This is a genomic window from Bradyrhizobium sp. USDA 3311 (genome assembly GCF_054062495.1).
In genome coordinates, this window is sequence record NZ_JBSSFI010000001.1 from 4,985,930 (window position 1) to 5,003,398 (window position 17,469).

Annotated in this window: 19 protein-coding genes and 1 pseudogene; 12 read left to right on the plus strand and 8 right to left on the minus strand. The window is 65.2% G+C overall.

Going from position 1 to position 17,469, the window contains the following annotated elements; translation table 11 throughout:
• The first annotated feature begins 150 nt into the window (after positions 1–150).
• Together ACVWW6_RS23665 and ACVWW6_RS23670 are read left to right on the plus strand one after the other, a co-directional pair.
• Entirely contained in the window at positions 151–1,320 is a 1,170-nt protein-coding gene (locus tag ACVWW6_RS23665) for an MFS transporter (RefSeq protein WP_182872015.1), read from the plus strand.
• A gap of 90 nt (positions 1,321–1,410) precedes the next feature.
• The gene (locus ACVWW6_RS23670) at positions 1,411–1,800 is read left to right on the plus strand and encodes a hypothetical protein (protein WP_011088283.1); all 390 of its coding nucleotides are present in this window, start codon (positions 1,411–1,413) and stop codon (positions 1,798–1,800) included.
• An 18-nt stretch (positions 1,801–1,818) separates the two neighbouring features.
• Here ACVWW6_RS23670 and ACVWW6_RS23675 read toward each other — a convergent pair whose 3' ends face one another.
• A complete protein-coding gene (locus ACVWW6_RS23675; RefSeq protein ID WP_456681457.1) occupies positions 1,819–2,241 on the minus strand; it encodes a hypothetical protein in 423 nt (140 codons plus the stop codon).
• A gap of 75 nt (positions 2,242–2,316) precedes the next feature.
• A pseudogene (locus ACVWW6_RS23680) lies at positions 2,317–3,643 on the minus strand (alpha/beta hydrolase).
• A gap of 328 nt (positions 3,644–3,971) precedes the next feature.
• On the opposite strand from ACVWW6_RS23680, the gene ACVWW6_RS23685 reads away from it, so the two are divergent.
• Both ACVWW6_RS23685 and ACVWW6_RS23690 read left to right on the plus strand, forming a co-directional pair.
• Positions 3,972–5,339 (plus strand): APC family permease, encoded by a 1,368-nt coding sequence (locus ACVWW6_RS23685; RefSeq protein ID WP_097532342.1) that lies wholly within the window; start codon positions 3,972–3,974, stop codon positions 5,337–5,339.
• 2 nt (positions 5,340–5,341) lie between these two features.
• Positions 5,342–6,553 (plus strand): hypothetical protein, encoded by a 1,212-nt coding sequence (locus tag ACVWW6_RS23690; RefSeq protein WP_456681458.1) that lies wholly within the window; start codon positions 5,342–5,344, stop codon positions 6,551–6,553.
• Between the two features lie 21 nt (positions 6,554–6,574).
• On the opposite strand, the gene ACVWW6_RS23695 is transcribed toward ACVWW6_RS23690, so the two are convergent.
• Positions 6,575–7,138, minus strand: a complete 564-nt coding sequence (locus ACVWW6_RS23695; RefSeq protein WP_011088278.1) for a helix-turn-helix domain-containing protein — start codon at positions 7,136–7,138, stop codon at positions 6,575–6,577.
• A gap of 36 nt (positions 7,139–7,174) precedes the next feature.
• Positions 7,175–7,369: a hypothetical protein gene (locus ACVWW6_RS23700; protein WP_456681459.1), complete on the minus strand. Its 195-nt coding sequence runs from the start codon at positions 7,367–7,369 to the stop codon at positions 7,175–7,177.
• Between the two features lie 125 nt (positions 7,370–7,494).
• Between ACVWW6_RS23700 and ACVWW6_RS23705 the strand changes: the two genes are divergently transcribed.
• From ACVWW6_RS23705 to ACVWW6_RS23715, 3 genes are read left to right on the plus strand one after another with little or no spacing between them, the layout of a single operon-like run.
• Positions 7,495–8,808 carry an MFS transporter gene (locus tag ACVWW6_RS23705; protein ID WP_456681460.1) on the plus strand — a complete coding sequence of 438 codons (1,314 nt, stop codon included), beginning with the start codon at positions 7,495–7,497 and terminating at the stop codon, positions 8,806–8,808.
• Between the two features lie 55 nt (positions 8,809–8,863).
• On the plus strand, positions 8,864–9,385 hold the full coding sequence (locus ACVWW6_RS23710; protein ID WP_456681461.1) for an MOSC domain-containing protein: 522 nt from the start codon (positions 8,864–8,866) through the stop codon (positions 9,383–9,385).
• Positions 9,382–10,338, plus strand: coding sequence for a PDR/VanB family oxidoreductase (locus tag ACVWW6_RS23715; protein ID WP_456681462.1), 957 nt, complete (start codon positions 9,382–9,384; stop codon positions 10,336–10,338). The genes ACVWW6_RS23710 and ACVWW6_RS23715 overlap by 4 nt, the downstream gene beginning before the upstream one ends.
• A 1-nt stretch (position 10,339) precedes the next feature.
• Here ACVWW6_RS23715 and ACVWW6_RS23720 read toward each other — a convergent pair whose 3' ends face one another.
• Both ACVWW6_RS23720 and yidD read right to left on the minus strand, forming a co-directional pair.
• Complete coding sequence (locus ACVWW6_RS23720; RefSeq protein WP_038967523.1) at positions 10,340–10,552, minus strand: hypothetical protein; 213 nt, start codon at positions 10,550–10,552, stop codon at positions 10,340–10,342.
• Positions 10,553–10,643: 91 nt separating this feature from the next.
• Positions 10,644–10,982 carry a membrane protein insertion efficiency factor YidD gene (gene yidD, locus ACVWW6_RS23725; RefSeq protein WP_011088273.1) on the minus strand — a complete coding sequence of 113 codons (339 nt, stop codon included), beginning with the start codon at positions 10,980–10,982 and terminating at the stop codon, positions 10,644–10,646.
• 248 nt (positions 10,983–11,230) lie between these two features.
• Here yidD and ACVWW6_RS23730 point away from each other — a divergent pair, with 248 nt between their 5' ends.
• A complete protein-coding gene (locus ACVWW6_RS23730) occupies positions 11,231–12,130 on the plus strand; it encodes a hypothetical protein (RefSeq protein WP_456681463.1) in 900 nt (299 codons plus the stop codon).
• Between the two features lie 117 nt (positions 12,131–12,247).
• On the opposite strand, the gene ACVWW6_RS23735 is transcribed toward ACVWW6_RS23730, so the two are convergent.
• Positions 12,248–12,703 carry an iron-sulfur cluster assembly scaffold protein gene (locus ACVWW6_RS23735; protein ID WP_011088271.1) on the minus strand — a complete coding sequence of 152 codons (456 nt, stop codon included), beginning with the start codon at positions 12,701–12,703 and terminating at the stop codon, positions 12,248–12,250.
• A gap of 241 nt (positions 12,704–12,944) precedes the next feature.
• On the opposite strand from ACVWW6_RS23735, the gene folE reads away from it, so the two are divergent.
• From folE to ACVWW6_RS23755, 4 genes are all read left to right on the plus strand, one after another.
• On the plus strand, positions 12,945–13,634 hold the full coding sequence (folE, locus tag ACVWW6_RS23740; protein ID WP_011088270.1) for a GTP cyclohydrolase I FolE: 690 nt from the start codon (positions 12,945–12,947) through the stop codon (positions 13,632–13,634).
• A gap of 27 nt (positions 13,635–13,661) precedes the next feature.
• A complete protein-coding gene (gene hisI, locus ACVWW6_RS23745) occupies positions 13,662–14,084 on the plus strand; it encodes a phosphoribosyl-AMP cyclohydrolase (protein WP_060908026.1) in 423 nt (140 codons plus the stop codon).
• Positions 14,085–14,270: 186 nt separating this feature from the next.
• Positions 14,271–15,350 carry a transglycosylase gene (locus tag ACVWW6_RS23750; RefSeq protein WP_038967526.1) on the plus strand — a complete coding sequence of 360 codons (1,080 nt, stop codon included), beginning with the start codon at positions 14,271–14,273 and terminating at the stop codon, positions 15,348–15,350.
• 172 nt (positions 15,351–15,522) lie between these two features.
• On the plus strand, positions 15,523–16,698 hold the full coding sequence (locus tag ACVWW6_RS23755; protein WP_182872009.1) for a DUF2336 domain-containing protein: 1,176 nt from the start codon (positions 15,523–15,525) through the stop codon (positions 16,696–16,698).
• Between the two features lie 179 nt (positions 16,699–16,877).
• Here ACVWW6_RS23755 and ACVWW6_RS23760 read toward each other — a convergent pair whose 3' ends face one another.
• Positions 16,878–17,456 carry an Hpt domain-containing protein gene (locus tag ACVWW6_RS23760; RefSeq protein WP_011088266.1) on the minus strand — a complete coding sequence of 193 codons (579 nt, stop codon included), beginning with the start codon at positions 17,454–17,456 and terminating at the stop codon, positions 16,878–16,880.
• Between the last annotated feature and the right edge of the window lie 13 nt (positions 17,457–17,469).

The following is a 17,469-nucleotide window of genomic DNA, read 5'->3' on the forward strand; positions in this document are numbered from 1 at the left end:
CAGGTAAGCGGGAACGAGCGATATATCAGGCGATTCGGCCTGCGCAATCCGGCATTTCCAAGAAAGTGGCACGCAAAAGCTGCGGCCTTGCACCAACTATTTCGGGCAGCGGCCTTTAACAGGCGGCAAGCCGGGTCTACATGCAGTTGCATGCAAAAATCCCCCGCCGCCGGCCGTTTCGCGCCAACCGCCCTCATGCTCGGCAATCTCGTCACCGGCTGCTCGGTGCTGGCGCCGGCGGGGATGCTGCCGGAATTGTCGGCGGGGCTCGGCATCAGCATCCACGCGGCCGGGCTCCTGATCACCTTCGGCGCGATCACGCTGTGCATCGGCTCGCCGCTGACGGCCTGGCTCACGAGCCGCATCGAACGGCGGACGCTGCTTGCGACCACGCTGGCGGTGCTCGCCTTCGGCAATCTCGCCTCGGCGTTCGCGCCCGACTATGCGAGCCTCCTCGTCATCCGCCTGGTGATGCTCGCGGTCGGCGCGCTCTATACGCCGCAGGCGGCCGGCACGGCGGCGCTGATCGTGCCGGCGGAGCGGCGCGGCAGCACGATTGCCTATATCTTTCTCGGCTGGTCGCTGGCGGCCGCCGTCGGCCTGCCGCTGATCACCTTCATGGCCAGCCGCTACGGCTGGCGCGCGGCCTATGGCGGGATCGGCGCGCTCGGCTGCATCAGCTTCTTGTTGTTGCTGCTGCGCCTGCCTGCCGGACTGAAGGGCACGCCGGTGGACCTGAAGACCTGGAGCGCGGTCGGCCGCGACAGGACGGTTCTGCTGCTGCTTGCGATCACCATGCTGCAAATGTCCGGGCAGTTCGTGGTGTTCACCTTCATGGGCCCGCTGCTCAAGAAGCTGACCGGGGCGGGGCCGGACGCAATCGGCATGGTGTTCGGCATCTACGGCCTCTGCGGTTTCCTCGGCGTCGTGATCGCGACCCGCATCGTCGATACCTGGGGTCCCTATCGCACCTCGCTGCTGTTCACCTGCCTGCTGCTTGCGGGCATTGCGGGCTGGGCGCTCGGCGCCGGCACGTTCGTCCTGATGGCAGGTGCCGTCGCGATCTGGGGCCTCGGCTTTGCCTCGACCAATTCGATGCAGCAGGTGCGGCTGGTTGCGGCCGCGCCGCCGCTTGCGTCCGCCACCGTCGCGCTCAACACCTCCGTCCTCTATATCGGCCAGGCGGTCGGCTCCGCCATCGGCGGGCTGCTGTTCGCCCACGAGCTCCTGCACCCGCTCGGCTTCGTTGCGGTCGGCTTCGTCGTGCTGGCGCTGGTGCTGGTGATCCTGACCCGGCCCGGGCCGGCTGCCGCGGCCTGAACCTGCGTTTTCGTGCGTGCAAGGTGCTTGGCAAACCGCGCGCGGGAGCGCTAGAAGGCCGGTCATGGGGACCAAAGAGAGTTGACTGAGATGAGGATGATTCTGGCGGTTGCCGCGGTGCTCTATTCAGCCTCCGCGTTTGCGCAAGCCGACAAGCCACCGATGGTGGGGGACAAGCCCTTGGTGCAGGTCAAGCCCAAGGGGACCAAAGCGGGGACCAAGGAGGCAGCGGCCAAGCCGGCCGCAGCGCCGAAGGGCAAGCCGCAATCGATCGCCGCACGGCTCCAGGCCTGCCTCGATCTCGATGACGGCACCAAGGACCGCCTCAATTGCTACGACGCGGTGATCCCGCCGGCGCCGAAGCCGAAGCCGGCGAAGGCCAAGGGCTACGCCGATTGCCGTTTCTTCAAGGAAGAGGACGAGCGGCTGGCCTGCTTCAACGGTTTTGCCGAGAGCATTCCGAAGCTGCCCAAGACCTAAGGTCAAGACGCCGGACGGCTAGTCGCTGATCCGGCTCAGCACCGCCCTGAAGGCAACGCCCGGCGCTTGCAGCGCGTTGCCTTCGAATTCCGCCGCGTCGCCGTCCTCGCGGCCGGTGAGCGTCAGCGTGATCCGGTCGATGCCGAACAGCCCCTTGAAGGACGGGTCGTCGTTGTAGCGCTGGGTCGAGATCTTGACCTTGATCGCGTCGCCTTCGCCCGTATAGGTGCCCATGAAGGCGAAGGCGGAATTGCCGCCGCGCATCTTGCCATCCATCACATAAAGGACGCCGCACCCGGTTCCGTGAACCGTGTGGAAGTCGACCTTGTACAGTCCCTGACGCACGACCTGTCCCCGCAGAAATTCCAAATCCAACCTGGCCGGCAAACTATGATCGTTGCCAGCGGAAACAATCCGGTGGCTCACGGGGATGTCGGCCATCAACATCACATTTTGATCATGGCTTGAGAGAATTGCAGGCAGCGCACGGAAATACCGGCTGGCGCAATATCGGGACTATCGGTTCGATGCCGATGGAGTGGTCGCCGCCACGCGCGTCAGCGCCAGCGCCGGCGTCGCCGACATCTTCACCAGCACGTCCTTGAGCGGATACTGCGTCCACGCGCGGTTCACGTAGTCGCGATGGGTGATGCCGTCGCCGGTTTCGACGAACACCACGCTGCCGGGACGCAACGGGCCGTCCATGTCCTCGGAGACGCTGATGCCCTTCTGCCTGAGCATACTCATCAGCTCGCGGTCGCGCCGCGCCGTGTAGTGAGTGTACGAGCTGACGAAGAAGCCCGAGCGGTGGCTCGCGATCCAGGAGGCGAACTTGTCCATTTCGCCATAGACGGCGTCGAGCAGCACGACGCCGCGAACGCGGTCGCTGATGCCGCCGACCTCGAGGCTCCAGGCCGTCGGCAGGAAGCCGCCGCTATAGCCGACTATGACGATCGGCATGTTGGCGAACGCGCGCGCGCTGTTGGGATCGCCGGTGAGGCGGGCGAGGTGGCTAGCCGATTCATCCATGAAGCGCTTGAGGCCGCCCGCCTGCCAGAATTTTCCGGCGCTGGAATCGGCGGCGTCGACGGCCATCTGCGGCGCAAGCAGGATGGCATTGGCGCCGGAATCGGTGATCTGCTGCGGCACCAGCTGCCGGTCGCGCACATCGCGCTCGAGCGTCGCGCCATTGCCGTGGAAGAACACCACGATCACGCCCGGCTTGCGGGCGTCGAAATGCTCGGGGACGTGCACCAGCACGCGGCTGTCGCTGTAGGTCTCGTCCTGCCAGTAGACGCGCCCCGAATAGCTGCGGTGGCCGCGGCGGTCACCCTTGGAGATGTTGAGGAACGGCGCGTCGGAGGCAGGGTTGTTGCCGAAATAGGGGAAGGCCGACGACTTCATGCTGACGAGCGTCGTCAGGTCTTCGCGGGGCGGACGCTGGTAGGGCGCCTGCGGTGCGAGCGAAGCGACCTTGTAGGGTGCCTGCTCCGGCTGCGGCTGCTGCTGTACGGCGCGCTTGGGCGAGAAGTCCGACATCTGCCGTTGCAGGAAGCTCTCGCCTACCGAGGGGAAGCGCTCCTTGAACTGCGGGGCAGGGAAGCGATCCTCGAACGTGTCGCCGCTCGCAACTTGCGGATTGGTCTTGGCGACGACCTGGACATTGGCCTGCGAGTTGGCTGCGAGCGCCGCCGGATTCGGCGCCTGGCCGCATTGAACCAGCGTGAGCGACAGCGGCACCAAGGCTGAGATCAGGCCGATCCGGAGCGCACGACCGCGCCGATCGGACGCGCGTCCGATCGGCACGAATGTCAGCTCTCGTTTTCGGAACGGCCCCGACCATCCACCCATGACCCCAAGTCATGACCACAAGCCCAGCGGCAATCTTGAGATAATTGAGCCGACTGGCGTTTAGGTGACGTTAAGTGTCCGGAGAAACTTCCCCACATCCGGAACGCTCAAAAGGACCACGCAATCGTGTCGTGATTGTGGGGATCGGAAACGGGATTCTCCGGTGTTTGCGCAGCTTTATCGCCTAGGACCGTGCTAAGAAGGTGCCTTGATACCTATTTCCCTTGCCTCATTTAACCCTTGTTAACCCTGCTTGAATTGACTGGATCAAACTGCACGATGCTTCCCACGAGACGTGAGGCCTGAGGTTAAGGACCCCGATGACGGCATCAGATGCGGGTACTGCGCCCTGGACTGGCCGGTTGACCGGAAGAGGGGCGGGTGTCTCCGTTCTGGTCGCAACCGCCATCGTCGTTGCCGACATGATCGGGGTCGGCGTCTTCACCAGCCTCGGCTTCCAGGTCAAGGACATCCCGTCCGGCTTCTCGATCCTGCTGCTGTGGAGCGTCGGCGGCATCGTCGCACTGTGCGGGGTGTTCTCCTACAGCGAGCTCGGCGCGATGTTTCCGCGCTCGAGCGGCGAATACAATTTCCTCGGCCGTGCCTATCATCCCGCCTTCGGCTTTCTCGCCGGCTGGGTCTCGGCGACGGTCGGCTTTGCCGCGCCGGTTGCACTCGCCGCGATGGCCTTCGGCGAATATGCCAAGTCGGTCGTCCCCGACCTGCCGCCGATCCCGCTCGCCATCGGCGTGGTGTGGCTGGTCTCGCTCGTGCAACTGACCGGCGTCAGGCACTCCTCGACCTTCCAGCTGATCTCGACCATCCTGAAGGTCGTGCTGATCGTCGCCTTCCTGGTCGCCGGCTTCATCATCGGCGTGCCGCAGCCGATCGCCTTCACGCCGCAGCCGGGCGACCTCGCGCATATCGTCAGCGCGCCCTTCGCGATCGGCCTCGTCTTCGTGATGTACTCGTTCTCGGGCTGGAATGCGGCGACCTATATCATCGGCGAGATGAACATGCCGCAGCAGAACCTGCCGCGCGCGCTGCTCGCGGGCACGCTGATCGTGCTCGTGCTGTATGTCGCATTGAATGCGGTGTTTCTCTACTCCACGCCGGTCGGCGCGCTCGCCGGCCAGCTCGATGTCGCCAGTGTCGCCGGCAGCGCCATCTTCGGCAGCCTCGGCGGCCGGATCGTCGGCGCCATGATCTGCGTCGGCCTGATCTCCTCGATCAGCGCGATGATGTGGATCGGTCCGCGCGTGATGATGACGATGGGGGAGGACATTCCGGCGCTGCGCGTGTTCTCGCGCAAGTCGACGAGCGGCGCGCCGGCCTATGCCATCCTGTTTCAGCTCGCGGTCGCGACCCTGCTGCTGTTCACGCGCAGTTTCGAGGCGGTGCTCGACTTCATCCAGTTCGCGCTCTTGTTCTGCTCGTTCTTCACGGTCGCCGGCGTGATCAAGCTGCGCATCACCGATCCTGACCTGCCGCGGCCCTATCGCGCCTGGGGATACCCCTTCACCCCCCTCGTTTTCCTGCTCGTGACCGCGTTCATGATGTACTACCTCTTGACCGAGCGGCCGGTGCAGTCGCTGTCGGGGATGCTCGTCATGCTCTCGGGCCTGTTGATTTATGCTGTTTTCCGCAGGCGGCCGGTCGCCGCTGGCACGTCACACAATCGCGAATAGACATGTTTCGACCCTTGAGAATTGCGGCCGTCGCTGTTGCCCTCCTGGCTGCGGCCGTCTCGTCCGTGCGGGCCGCCGACGTCACCTTCGACGACACCGCGCGCTTCCTTGCGGGCATGCAGCCATCGGCGGACTCGCCGCTAACGGCGCTCACCAAAGACCCGTCCTGGCAGCATCACGCAAAATTCTTCGACGGCGCCTTTGCCCAGCTCGAGCAGCGGCAGCTCTCGAAGATCCGCACCTGGTCCGACGTCAACCTGGCCGCGCCCAGGCCGACCATGTTCTACATGTTCAGCGGCCCGGACTTCCTCTACGCCGACGCCTTCTATTCCAAGGCCAGCACCTACGTGCTCGGTGCGCTGGAGCCGGTTGGCGCCGTGCCCGACCTGACGCGGGTGCCGCGCGGTTCGGTCGGCGCCGCGCTCTACAATGTCGAACGCTCGCTCGGCTCGATCCTGAGTTTCTCCTTCTTCATCACCAAGCAGATGAAGGTCGACCTGCACGCCAACCAGGTCAACGGCACCTTGCCGATCCTCTATGTCTTCCTCGCCCGCTCCGGCAAGACCATCCGCAACGTCGAGATGATTGCGCTCGACGACAAGGGCGGGATTCACGCGGGCAACGACAATCCGGGACCGAACGCGACGCGCGGCGTCCGCATCACCTTCGCCGGCAGCGATGGCGAAGTGCGCACGCTGTATTATTTCTCCACCGATCTCTCCAATCCCGGCGCGCGCGCGGCTGGATTCCTGAAGTTCTGCGAGACGCTCGGGCCCGGCAACAGCCTGCTCAAGAGCGCGTCCTATCTCTTGCACTCTGGCAACTTCACCGTCGTCCGCGACTGGCTACTGGCCAACAGCGCCACCATCATCCAGGACGATTCCGGCATTCCGCTCGCGAACTACAATGCGCGGCAATGGCGGTTCTTCCCGTTCGGCCGCTACCTCGGACCGATCGCCGAATTCCCCGGCCGTTACCAGGAGCGCTATGCCGAACTGTTCGCGCGGGCCCAGCCGATCGATTTCGGCGTCGGTTATCGCTGGCGCACGCATGAATCGAATCTGCTGCTGTCGGTGAAGGTGCCGGGAAGCGACACCGCGCCGGGGGCGGAGACCACCTCGTCCGCTGAACCGACGCCAAAGCCACCGCGCCCGAAGCGGCCGCGTCCGCCCGAATCCGTCCCGCCGTCCGGGCGTTTCTTCTGGTTCCGCTAGGCTATTTGCCGAAGTCCGGGGTTACGTCGTCGCATTCTGGGCGACGACGACCAGAACCTCCGCCTTCTGCCGGCCGAGGCTCCGGACCTCGTGCGGCGTCTCGCCCGAAAAATACAGACAATCGCCCTTGCCGAGGACGAGCTCTTCGCCGTCGAGCTTGATCGCAATTTTCCCGTTGATCACGAAGAGCAGCTCCTCGCCGGCATGCGAGGCGCGCGTCGCCGATTTGTGCGGCGGGCTGAGGAGGAACGGCTCCATCATCTTGCGGGTGCGGCCGGTTGCCAGCGGCACCACGCCAAAGGTGTCCTGGAATAGCGGGACATTGCCGCCTTCGCGGCGGAACAGCGTGTAGCGCGGCGCGGGCTCGGCGTTCGGGTCGAAGAAGTTCGCGACGTTGACCTCGAGGGCGGCGGCCATCCGCAGCAGCGCGGCGAGCGAAGGGATCTTGAGGTTGCGCTCGACCAGCGAAATGTAGCCGCGCGTGAGGTCGCTCTGCCTGGCAAGCTGGTCCAGCGTCAGGCCCTTGGCAATCCGCGCCTGGCGGATATTGGCCCCGACCGCTGTCGCTTTGCTGACGTCAAGCACGCATGAGTCTCCTGAACTGCTGATGCTTCTTTTGCATCAGATGCTGCCGAACTGCCAGCCCGGTGGCGCGCGCGGGGCAGTTCCGGGGCGCGTGCACGTGTATTCCAAAGGAAAACTATCGCGCAGAAATTTCGAGCAGCGCCGCGGATATTGTGGGCAGGCGAGCTGGTATATCGCGAAAATCAGCCGAATAATGGTGCAATTGATGCGCTCTGCCGCGATCGGCGGCATTTGCCGCATTCCGTGCCATTGATTTCCATTAGTAAACATGATCGATTTTACCGCCGCGGCTGCCGATGGGCTCCGCGACAGAACCAACTGCTTTTCCCAGGCGCCGGTACCTTTTGGAGAGATCGATGACCGTGGCAGACGACGTAACCCTGAGCGTAGCGCCGGACGAGGCGGCGAGCTTGCGACGGATCGTGTGGTCGAGCGTGATCGGCACCGCGGTCGAATGGTACGATTTCCTCATCTACGGCACGGCGACCGCGCTGGTGCTCAACAAGGTCTTCTTCGCGGCCGGCAATCCCACGCTCGCCACCATCGCCGCCTTCGGCACCTACGCGGTCGGCTTTTTGGCGCGGCCGCTGGGCGCTGCGATCTTCGGTCATTACGGCGACCGGGTCGGCCGCAAGGCGATGCTCGCGATCACGATCATGGTGATGGGCATCGGCACCTTCCTGATCGGCTTGCTTCCGACCTATCAGCAGATCGGCATCGCCGCGCCGCTGCTCCTGATCGGCCTGCGTTTCCTCCAGGGCATCGGCCTCGGCGGCGAGTGGGGCGGGGCGGTGCTGATGGTGGTGGAGAACTGCCCGACCCACCGCCGCGGCCTGCTCGGCAGCATGGTGCAGGTCGGCAATCCCATCGGCAATCTCGCCGCGATCGGCATGTTTGCGCTGGTGGCGAGCCTGCCGGAAAGCGACTTCATGGCTTACGGCTGGCGCATTCCGTTCCTGATCTCGATCCTCCTGGTCGGCGTCGGGCTCTACATCCGCCTCAACATGGAAGAGACCGCGGCCTTCCGTCAGGTCCAGGCCAAGAAGGACGTCGCAAGCATGCCGCTGGTCGAGATCTTCAGGCATCACCGCAGGCCGTTCTTCACCGCGGTTGGTCTGAAGATCTCCGAGATCGCCTATGCCAGCATCGGCGGGGTGTTCGTGATGTCCTACGCCACGGCCAATCTCGGCCTGTCGCGCACGGTGGTGCTGAACGGCGCGTTCGCCGCATCGCTGGTCGCGCTGCTCGCCATTCCCTTGTTCGGCTGGCTGTCCGACCTCGTCGGCCGCAAGACGATGTTCTACGCGAGCTGCCTGTTCTCGGCGCTGTTTGCCTTTCCGCTGTTCTGGCTGCTCAACACCCGCGATCCCGCCGTCGTCATCTGCACCATCGTGGTCGCGATCACCTTCGGCCAGATGGTGATGTTCGGCATCGGCGCGCCCTGGTACTCCGAGCTGTTCTCCGCGCGGCTGCGTTACAGCGGCGCCTCGCTCGGATTTCAGGTCGGCGCGGCCCTGAGCGGCGGGTTGACGCCGCTGATCGCGGCGTCGCTGATGGCCTGGAGCGGCGGCGCAACCTGGCCGGTCTCGCTGCTGCTGATCGCCTGCGCGGCCATCACGGCAACTGCGACCACGTTCGCGCCGGAAATGGCGAACAAGGAACTGACCTGATCCCGCGGCGCGCCGCTGCCGGCGGCGCGCCAACGCCTCTCACAAGGATTTTGTCATGCTCGACACCATCAGCGCCGGCTCGGCGCAGACGACAGCGCAGCTCGGCTGGACCGGCGTGGTGCGCTTCCTCCATCTCGCCCCGCGTGCGTTCCTGCCGATGCGCGCAGCGGAAACGATCACGCTCGTCGCAGGCCGGGGGATCGACGGCGACCGCTACATGATCGGCAACGAGGAGGGGTTTTATTCGCACAAGCCGGAAGAAGGCCGGCAGGTCACCCTGTTCGAGCTCGAGACGCTGGTCGCGCTCAAGCGTGACGCCGGCATCGAGCTCGGCCCGGAGGAGCATCGGCGCAACGTCACGGTCGAAGGCGTGCCGCTGAACCATCTGGTCGGCCGCCGCTTCTGGCTCGGGGAAACCCTGCTGGAGGCAACCCGGCTGTCGGTGCCGTGCCGGCATATCGAGGAGATCACCGGCAAGGCGATCTTCGATCCCCTCATCAATCGCTCCGGCCTGAACTGCAAGATCCTGCAAGGCGGCGTCGTCAAGGTCGGCGATACCGTGCGGAACGCGGCATGAACGTGCGTCCGATCACGACGATCAAGACGATCGTCACCGGCATCGAGGAGGCGGGGGCAGGCACAAAACTGTTCACGCTGGCCGATCCCGATCGCTGGGAGCTGCCGCCCTTCAAGCCCGGCGCGCATATCGACCTGCATCTGCCGAACGGACTTGTCCGCACCTACTCACTGTGCAACGAGCCCGCCGACAATGCGCGCTATGTTGTTGCGGTCAAGCGTGAGGCTGATGGGCGTGGCGGTTCGCGCGCGCTTCACGATGAGGTCGGTATTGGCGACGTGATCGGCGTCTCGTTGCCGCGCGGCGGGCTCGATCCCGGTGCAGGCATTGCGCGCCATGTGTTCATGGCGGGCGGCATCGGCGTGACGCCGTTCCTGTCGATGGCGCGGCACCTCGTGCAGACGGGCGATGCCGGCTTCGTGCTGCATCTGATCGTGCGCGAGGAGGTGCCGCTCGCCGCGCATCTCGCGCCACTGATCGAAGCGGGCCGTGTCGTCGTGCATTGCACGTCCCGGGCCGGGCGTCCTGATCTCGCTGCGCTCATCGGGGAGGGCGGGGCGGACACGCTGGTCGCCTGTTGCGGGCCGGAAGGCATGACTGAGGATTTCGAGCGGGTCACCGCGGGCTGGCCAGCCGCCAATGTCCATATCGAGCGTTTCGTCGTGCCGCCGCCGGTCATCGATCCCGACACAAAGCCCTTCACGCTGTCACTGGCGCGCTCGGGCGCCGAGATCCAGGTCCGCGCCGGCCAGACCATGCTGGCCGCGTTGCAGGAAGGAGGCATCGACATCGCAACCTCCTGCTGCGGGGGCATCTGCGGCGCCTGCAAGGTCGGATGGATCGAGGGCAAGCCCGTGCACCGCGACCGCATCCTGTCGCCATATGAGCGCGAGCGCTATCTCATGGTTTGCGTCGCCGGATCAGACGCGGAGCGGCTGGTGCTGGATCTCTGAGCTACCAGTGCACACTCTGGCTCGGCACGATGAACGCCGTGTTGCTGGGCGGCGTGGCCAAGCTCGTCGCCAGATACCAGCCCGAGCCGAGCACGAGCGCCAGCAGGGCGACCATGGCGAGCACATCGATTGTTCTTGGATCGTGCCCCCTTGGACTGAATTTGGGATGCGGACCAAGTCTGAAGTGAAGATGAGGGCTGATTTTCCAGCGCATTGTTGTTTCCTCCCGCGGGAGCATCAAAACAACGCGAGGAGAAAGTTCCGGTTCCACTCAGGGCAGCGATGCGCAAAGCATCGCAACAAACTTAGGGTGCGTTGACGCCGCGCCAGCGGCCGTAGCGCCAGGGCAGATACCAGCGTGCGTCTTGCGGCGCGGCGAGGGGCACGTTGTCGATGCCCGACGTGCCGAACGGATTGCAGCGAAGCAGGCGCGCGAGCGTCATCCAGCCACCGGCCCAGAGCCCGAAACGTTCGATCGCCTCGTCGCCGTAGACGGAGCAGGTCGGCAAATGCCGGCAGTTGTAGCCGACCAGCGGCGAGAGTGTATGGCGGTAGAGCCAGATCAGCGCGCGACCGAATCTGCGCGGGAGGCGAAGCGCGCCCTCGACGGGAGTGGAACAATGCTCGCAGGCTGAATGCTTCATGTGCGCTTTGCTGCGACGTTAAGCGAGGTGTTGCGCGGTTCCCGAGCAGGGAACAGCAAGCTGTTGTTTGCGCGCCATATTTTACGTGCTTTTTGGGAGCAGTGCAGCAAGTACCTGTGGACGATCTGTATTCCCCCGGATACCATTTTTATGACGCCCGCGTGTAGAAACATACGCCTGTATGATGGACTCAGAGGGCGCTACCGGGGATTGTTGGGGGACCTTTGGGGCTTGGGGAAGGAACCAGATTGAGACTTCTGAACTCCCTTGAACGTCGCGGCTGGTTGGTGCTTGGGGCCGCCGCATTCGGCATCGCCCTGACCGGAGCTGTCGCTACGACCGGCACCAAGGCTCACGCCGGCGCGGCCCTCGAAGAGCGCAAGCTGCCGATGAAGTTCAGCTGGGTCGCCTGCGAGCCGAACTGCCGCGGCTGGGTCAGTGCGGTTGGCATCATCACCGCCGATACGCCCAAGGACTTTGAGGAGTTTTCGCGCGGGCGCCAGCTCGGCGGCGCCACTGTCGTGCTCGATTCCAGCGGCGGTTCCGTCAACGACGCGATCACGCTCGGCAGGCGCTTCCGCAATCTCGGGCTTTTGACCACGGTCGGCATCAGCGTTCAGAACCGTGGCGGGCAGTCGGCCCGTCCGGCGGTCGCGCCCGAGGCCTATTGCGAATCCATGTGCGTGTTCCTGTTGCTGGCCGGCAAGAAGCGCTACGTGCCGGACGCCGCCCATGTCCGGGTCCACCAGATCTGGATGGGCGATCGCGCCGACGATGCCAAGGCGGCGAGCTACAGCGCGCAGGACCTGATGATCGTGGAACGCGACATCGGCCGGCTCGCCAAATACACCTTCGACATGGGCGGCGCCGGCGATCTTTTGTCGCTCGCGCTCAGCGTCCCGCCCTGGGAAGATCTGCATGAGCTGGACACCGGAGAGCTCAAGCTCACCAATCTCGTGACGACGGATCTGGTGGCCGACGTGCTGCCGCATGTGGACGTCACAGCGCCGGCCATGGCGGAGCTGGCGCCGAAGACGCAGGCCAGGTTCGGTGTGGAACCGGAGCAGCCGGCCAAGTCGACCAAGACGGCGGAAGCCGTGGTGCCGACGGGTGGGGTGGCGACGCCGAGCGCGGCCTCGCCGAAGTAGGATCTTAAATCTTGGCAGTCATTCCGGGGCGCGCGTAGCGCGAACCCGGAATCTCGCGCTGTAATCTCCGGATTCCGGGATCGTCGCTTTGCGACGCCCCGGAATGACGCGGGCGGTTCAGCCCTGCGCCGTTGCCGGCTGCTTCGCCTTGGCCTCGATCTGACCGATGGCATCGACGACGGCATCGAAGGTCAGGAGCGTCGAGGCATGTCGCGCCTTGTAGTCGCGCACCGGCTCGAGGAACTTGATCTCTTCCCATTTGCCTTCAGGAGGCGCGCCGTTCTCCTTGAGCATCTTGCGAACGGTTTCGCGTAACTCACGGAGTTCGCTCGCAGTCGAGCCGACGACGTGACTTGCCATGATGGATGAGGAGGCCTGTCCGAGCGCACAGGCCTTCACGTCATGGGCGAAGTCGGTGACGGTGTCGCCGTCCATCTTGAGATCGACCTTCACGGTCGAGCCGCACAATTTGGAGTGGGCAGTCGCGGTGGCATCGGGGGCGGACAGCCGCCCGAGGCGCGGAATATTCCCGGCCAACTCGATGATCCGCTTGTTATAAATGTCGTTCAGCATGTGATGGAGTCCAACACTTCCGCACCGGATCGGCCTTGGCGGGCGCCGTCCAGGGTCCTATATAGGGTCGGAACGGGTGGAAAAACAGTCCAGCGGCCCGGCAGTGGTGATCCAGGACCACGCGGGCGACGTCAGAGATTGCGGACCTTTTTCGCCAAAACTGTAGTCTTCAGGCGTCCGGCGGCTTGCCGCCCCGTCTGCCGGTGACACTCCGGCCGCAAGGCCGTCGAACGGAGTCGATATGGACGCTACGATCAAATCCATCCGCCCGAGCAAGCCCTCCGACCGGCAGCCTGAGAGCCGCCCGGCCGAGCTTGACCCAGCCGAATTCCTCGCGGCCGCCGTCCGCGCCGACCAGCCGCGCCCCGCGCGCGCGCAGGCCGAAGCGGCGGTGAAGACGCTGCTGGCCTATATCGGCGAGAACACCGAGCGCGAGGGTCTCTTGGACACGCCGCGCCGCGTGGTCGAGGCCTTCGACGAGCTCTATCAGGGCTACCACCAATGCCCGGCCGAGGTGCTCGACCGCACCTTTGGCGAGACCGCCGGCTATGACGACTTCGTGCTGGTGCGCGATATCGAGTTCACCTCGCAGTGCGAGCACCACATGATGCCGTTCTACGGCAAGGCGCACATCGCCTATACGCCGGTGGAGCGCGTCGTCGGCCTGTCGAAGCTTGCCCGCCTGACGGATATCTTCGCCCGCAGGCTCCAGACCCAGGAGCATCTGACGGCGCAGATTGCCGCGGCCATCGACGAGGTCCTGAAGCCCCGCGGCGTTGCCGTGCTGATCGAGGCCGAGCATACCTGCATGTCGGTGCGCGGCGTCGCCAAGCATGGCGCTTCCACGTTCACCAGCCGCTTTACCGGCATGTTCCGCGACAATCCGGCGGAGCAGGCCCGTTTCCTGTCCCTGGTGCGAGGCACGCGCTGACCTCGCGAGTTGACTGGCGAGGTTCCTGTGTCCGCTCACTCCCATGAGATCGAGGAAGGGATATCCTTCCAGCCGCGCTTCGACGCAAGCGGCCTCGTGACATGCGTGGCGACCGACGTCGCCACCGGCGACGTGCTCATGGTCGCCCACATGAACGACGAGGCACTGCGCAAGACGATCGCGACCGGCGAGGCCTGGTACTTCAGCCGCTCGCGCAATGCCTTGTGGCGAAAAGGTGAGACATCGGGTCAGACCCAGCGCGTGGTCGAGATGCGTACCGATTGCGACCAGGACGCGGTCTGGATCCGCGTCGAGCAGATCGGCGCGGCCTGCCACACCGGCCGCCGGTCCTGCTTCTACCGCAAGGTCGAGGCCGAGGACGGGGGAGCGAAACTGGTCTTTGTCGACGCCGACAGGCTGTTCGATCCGGACGCGGTCTACAAGAAGTAGCCCCTCTGTCATTCCGGGGCGTGCGCAGCACGAACCCGGAATCCATCGTGCGGCATCACGCGGGGTTGGATCGATTCCGGGCTCATCGCTTCGCGATGCCCCGGAATGACTCGGGGAGGGGGGCGATCCCCGAATTAACCCCGCATTAACCATACCTGTCTCACGGTGAGACGACAGGACGCCGAATTGCCGGCGTCGCTCAACGCCGCGCGGGGCGGGCACTTCATCATGTCGGTCGACAATTCCAGTGCCTCTCAGACGGCGGTTCTCGATCCGTCGCGGGCGCGTGTCGCCGGTGCGATCAAGCAGGCCTCGAACGTCAGTGGCGTCAGCTTCCAATACATGCTGACCACCGCAAAGATGGAATCGGATTTCGATCCGACGGCGGGGGCCACGACATCGTCCGCGCACGGGCTTTACCAGTTCATCGACCAGACCTGGCTCGGCACGGTGAAGGAGGCGGGGACCCAGCTCGGCTATGGCAACTACGCCGACGCCATCACCAGGACTTCGTCGGGCACCTACACCGTCGACGATCCCGTGACGAAGCGGTCGATCATGAAGCTGCGCGACGACCCGGAGGCTGCCTCGAGCATGGCGGCGGCGCTGACGCAGTCGAACAGCTTCAAGCTCACCGGTCTGCTCGGCCGCAGGCCGTCCGACAGCGAACTCTACATGGCGCATTTCATGGGCGTCGGCGGCGCCGCAAAACTGATCGCCAATGCCGAGGACAATCCGCAAGCGGTCGGCGCGCGGCTGTTTCCCAACGCGGCATCCGCCAACCGTTCGATCTTCTACGCCAGGGATGGCCGCGCCCGTAGCGTCTCTGAAGTCTATTCGGTGCTGGACGCGCGCTATGCGAGCGCGGCAAATTCGAAGACCACGCGCAGCGCGATGGCGATGTATGGCGGCACGCCGTCGACGACGCAGGTCGCGAGTGCAAATGCCGTGCTGCCTACCACGCCGGTGATCGACAACGCCGCTTATCTCCAGACCTTTCCGGATGTGCGCGGCGTGACGCCGGTGAGCGCGACATCCTCGATGACGGTCGCGGACAACACGCCGATCACGCCGGCATTCCGTTCGATCTATCAGCCCGGCGACGCCACGCAGCCGGTCTCGACGACGGTGCAGAAATTGTGGGGCAACAACGCCTCGCTCACCTCGGTCGCGCCCGCGACCTCGGTCGCATCGGCGACGCCGGATGTGCGGCCGCCGCAGCCGCTCGATCTCTTCAGCGATCGCAGCGGCACGTTCTCGAGCTGACATTTCGCCTTTCGCGTCCGGGGCACGGATGCAGAGGCGCCTTGGTTCCCTTAACAAAACGTCAATAAAACCAGCCAGTTATGGTGAACGCTTTGTTAAGCGTCGTGGTTTATTTTGTGTTGCAGGTGACGAGCCGTCACCATTTTCGTTTGTTGTGTAAGCCGGAAGCAGCATGATTGTTCGGCAGTTCATCAATTGGATCAGGACGGCGCCCGCCGGCGAGCGGGCCGAGGCAACACGGGCACTGGCCCGGGCCTGGCTGATCTCAGACTTGTCCCATGACGATCGCGTCGCCGCCGAAGGCGCGCTTCTGATGCTGCTCGACGATCCCTCGCCGCTGGTGCGGCAGGCGATGGCCGAGGCTTTTGCGCGCAGCACGGATGCCCCGGCGGCGATCGTGCGGGCGCTGTCGGCGGACCAGCCGACCGTTGCGCTGCCCGTGCTCGAGCATTCTCCGCTGCTGATCGATGCGGACCTCGTCGACATCGTCGCAACCGGCAACGACGAGGTGCAGTGCGCGGTCGCGCGCCGCGTCGCGCTGCCGGTGTCGGTCTGCGCCGCGATCGCCGAAGTCGGCTGCGCAGCGGCAGCGCTCGAGCTGATCGAGAATCCCCACGCCGAGCTCGCGCCGTTCTCCTGGAACCGCATCGTCGACCGTCACGGCCATCTCGCCGCGATCCGCGAGGCGATGCTGGTGCTGGAGGATCTGCCGGCCGCAACGCGCGCGGCGCTGGTGGCAAAGCTCTCCGAGACGCTGGCGCAATTCGTCGTCGCGCGGAACTGGCTGAGTGCCGATCGCGCCGACCGCATCACCATCGAGGCGCGCGACCGCTCCACCATCAACATCGCGGCGCGCTCGCGCGGCGAGGACATGCAGGGGCTGGTGCATCATTTGCGCGTCACCGGCCAGCTGACCGCGGGCCTGATCCTGCGCGCGCTGCTGTCGAGCAATCTCGACCTGTTCGACGCCGCGCTGGCTGAACTCGCCGATTTGCCGCTGGCGCGCGTCACCGCGCTGCTGCACGACCGCGGCGGCAACAGCCTGCACGCGCTGCTCCGCCGCGCCGGGCTTCCCGAGGCGACGTTTGCGGCGTTCCAGGTGGCGCTCGATGCCTGCCACGAGCAGGGCTTCGTCGACAGCGACGACGGCGCGGTGCGGCTGCGCCGGCGCATGGTCGAGCGCGTGCTCACCCATTGCGAGACCGACCGCGGCGCCACCGAGCCGCTGATGGTCCTGCTCCGCCGCTTCGCCACCGAGTCTGCGCGCGAAGAGGCAAGGCTGTTCTGCGACGAGCTGGTCGCGGACGACACGGTCGATCCGGTTTATGACGATCTGATCGCGGCGTAACGAGACGCCGTAGGGTGGGCAAAGGCGCGTAGCGCGGTGCCCACCATCTCTCCACGCAGCTCATGTTGATTGGTGGGCACGCTTCGCTTTGCCCACCCTACGTTCTGGTCGTGTCGATGGAGCAGCCTGAGGCTCTGTCATTGCTTCGCTGCGCTCGCAATGACAAGACGCGAGAGTGTTTACTCCGCCGGCACGATGCTCGGCGCCAGGATCACCTCAAGGTGCTCGGGGCGGTCGCGGTTGACGTCGGCGAGGTAGTCGTCGGCGACCTTGCGCAGGCGCCGGCTGAGCTCGGCGGAGACGCTGATGCTGTCGAGCTTGGTGTTCTCGTGCACGATGGCCAGGATGGCGTTGATGTGGTGCGTGAACAGCTCGGCCGGCACCCTTTCGAGATCGGGCGCGTGCTCGATGACGCGGCACAGGCTCTCGGCGACTCCCGCCGCGGCCGGGTAGCCGAATGTCGCAGCGTCGCCCTTGATGTCGTGCGCGGCGCGGAACAGCTCGTCGCGCCTGTCCTTGGTGAAGCCGTCATGGCGGATGGCGACGTAGGCGGCGGACAGGCGGTTGACCTCTGTCGTCATCCAGTCCTTGAACTCGCCGGCGAGGCCGGCGAGCGCCTGCTCGGCGCGGCTGACCGGATCGTCCAGGTCCTTTTCTTCGACACGACGCAGAACCCTGCGCAGCGGATTGGGCTGCGTGATGATTTGATGCGTGGCGAAGGCCGTGACCTCGATGTCCTTTGCGCTGTTCTTCGCCATGATACCTGCCTCG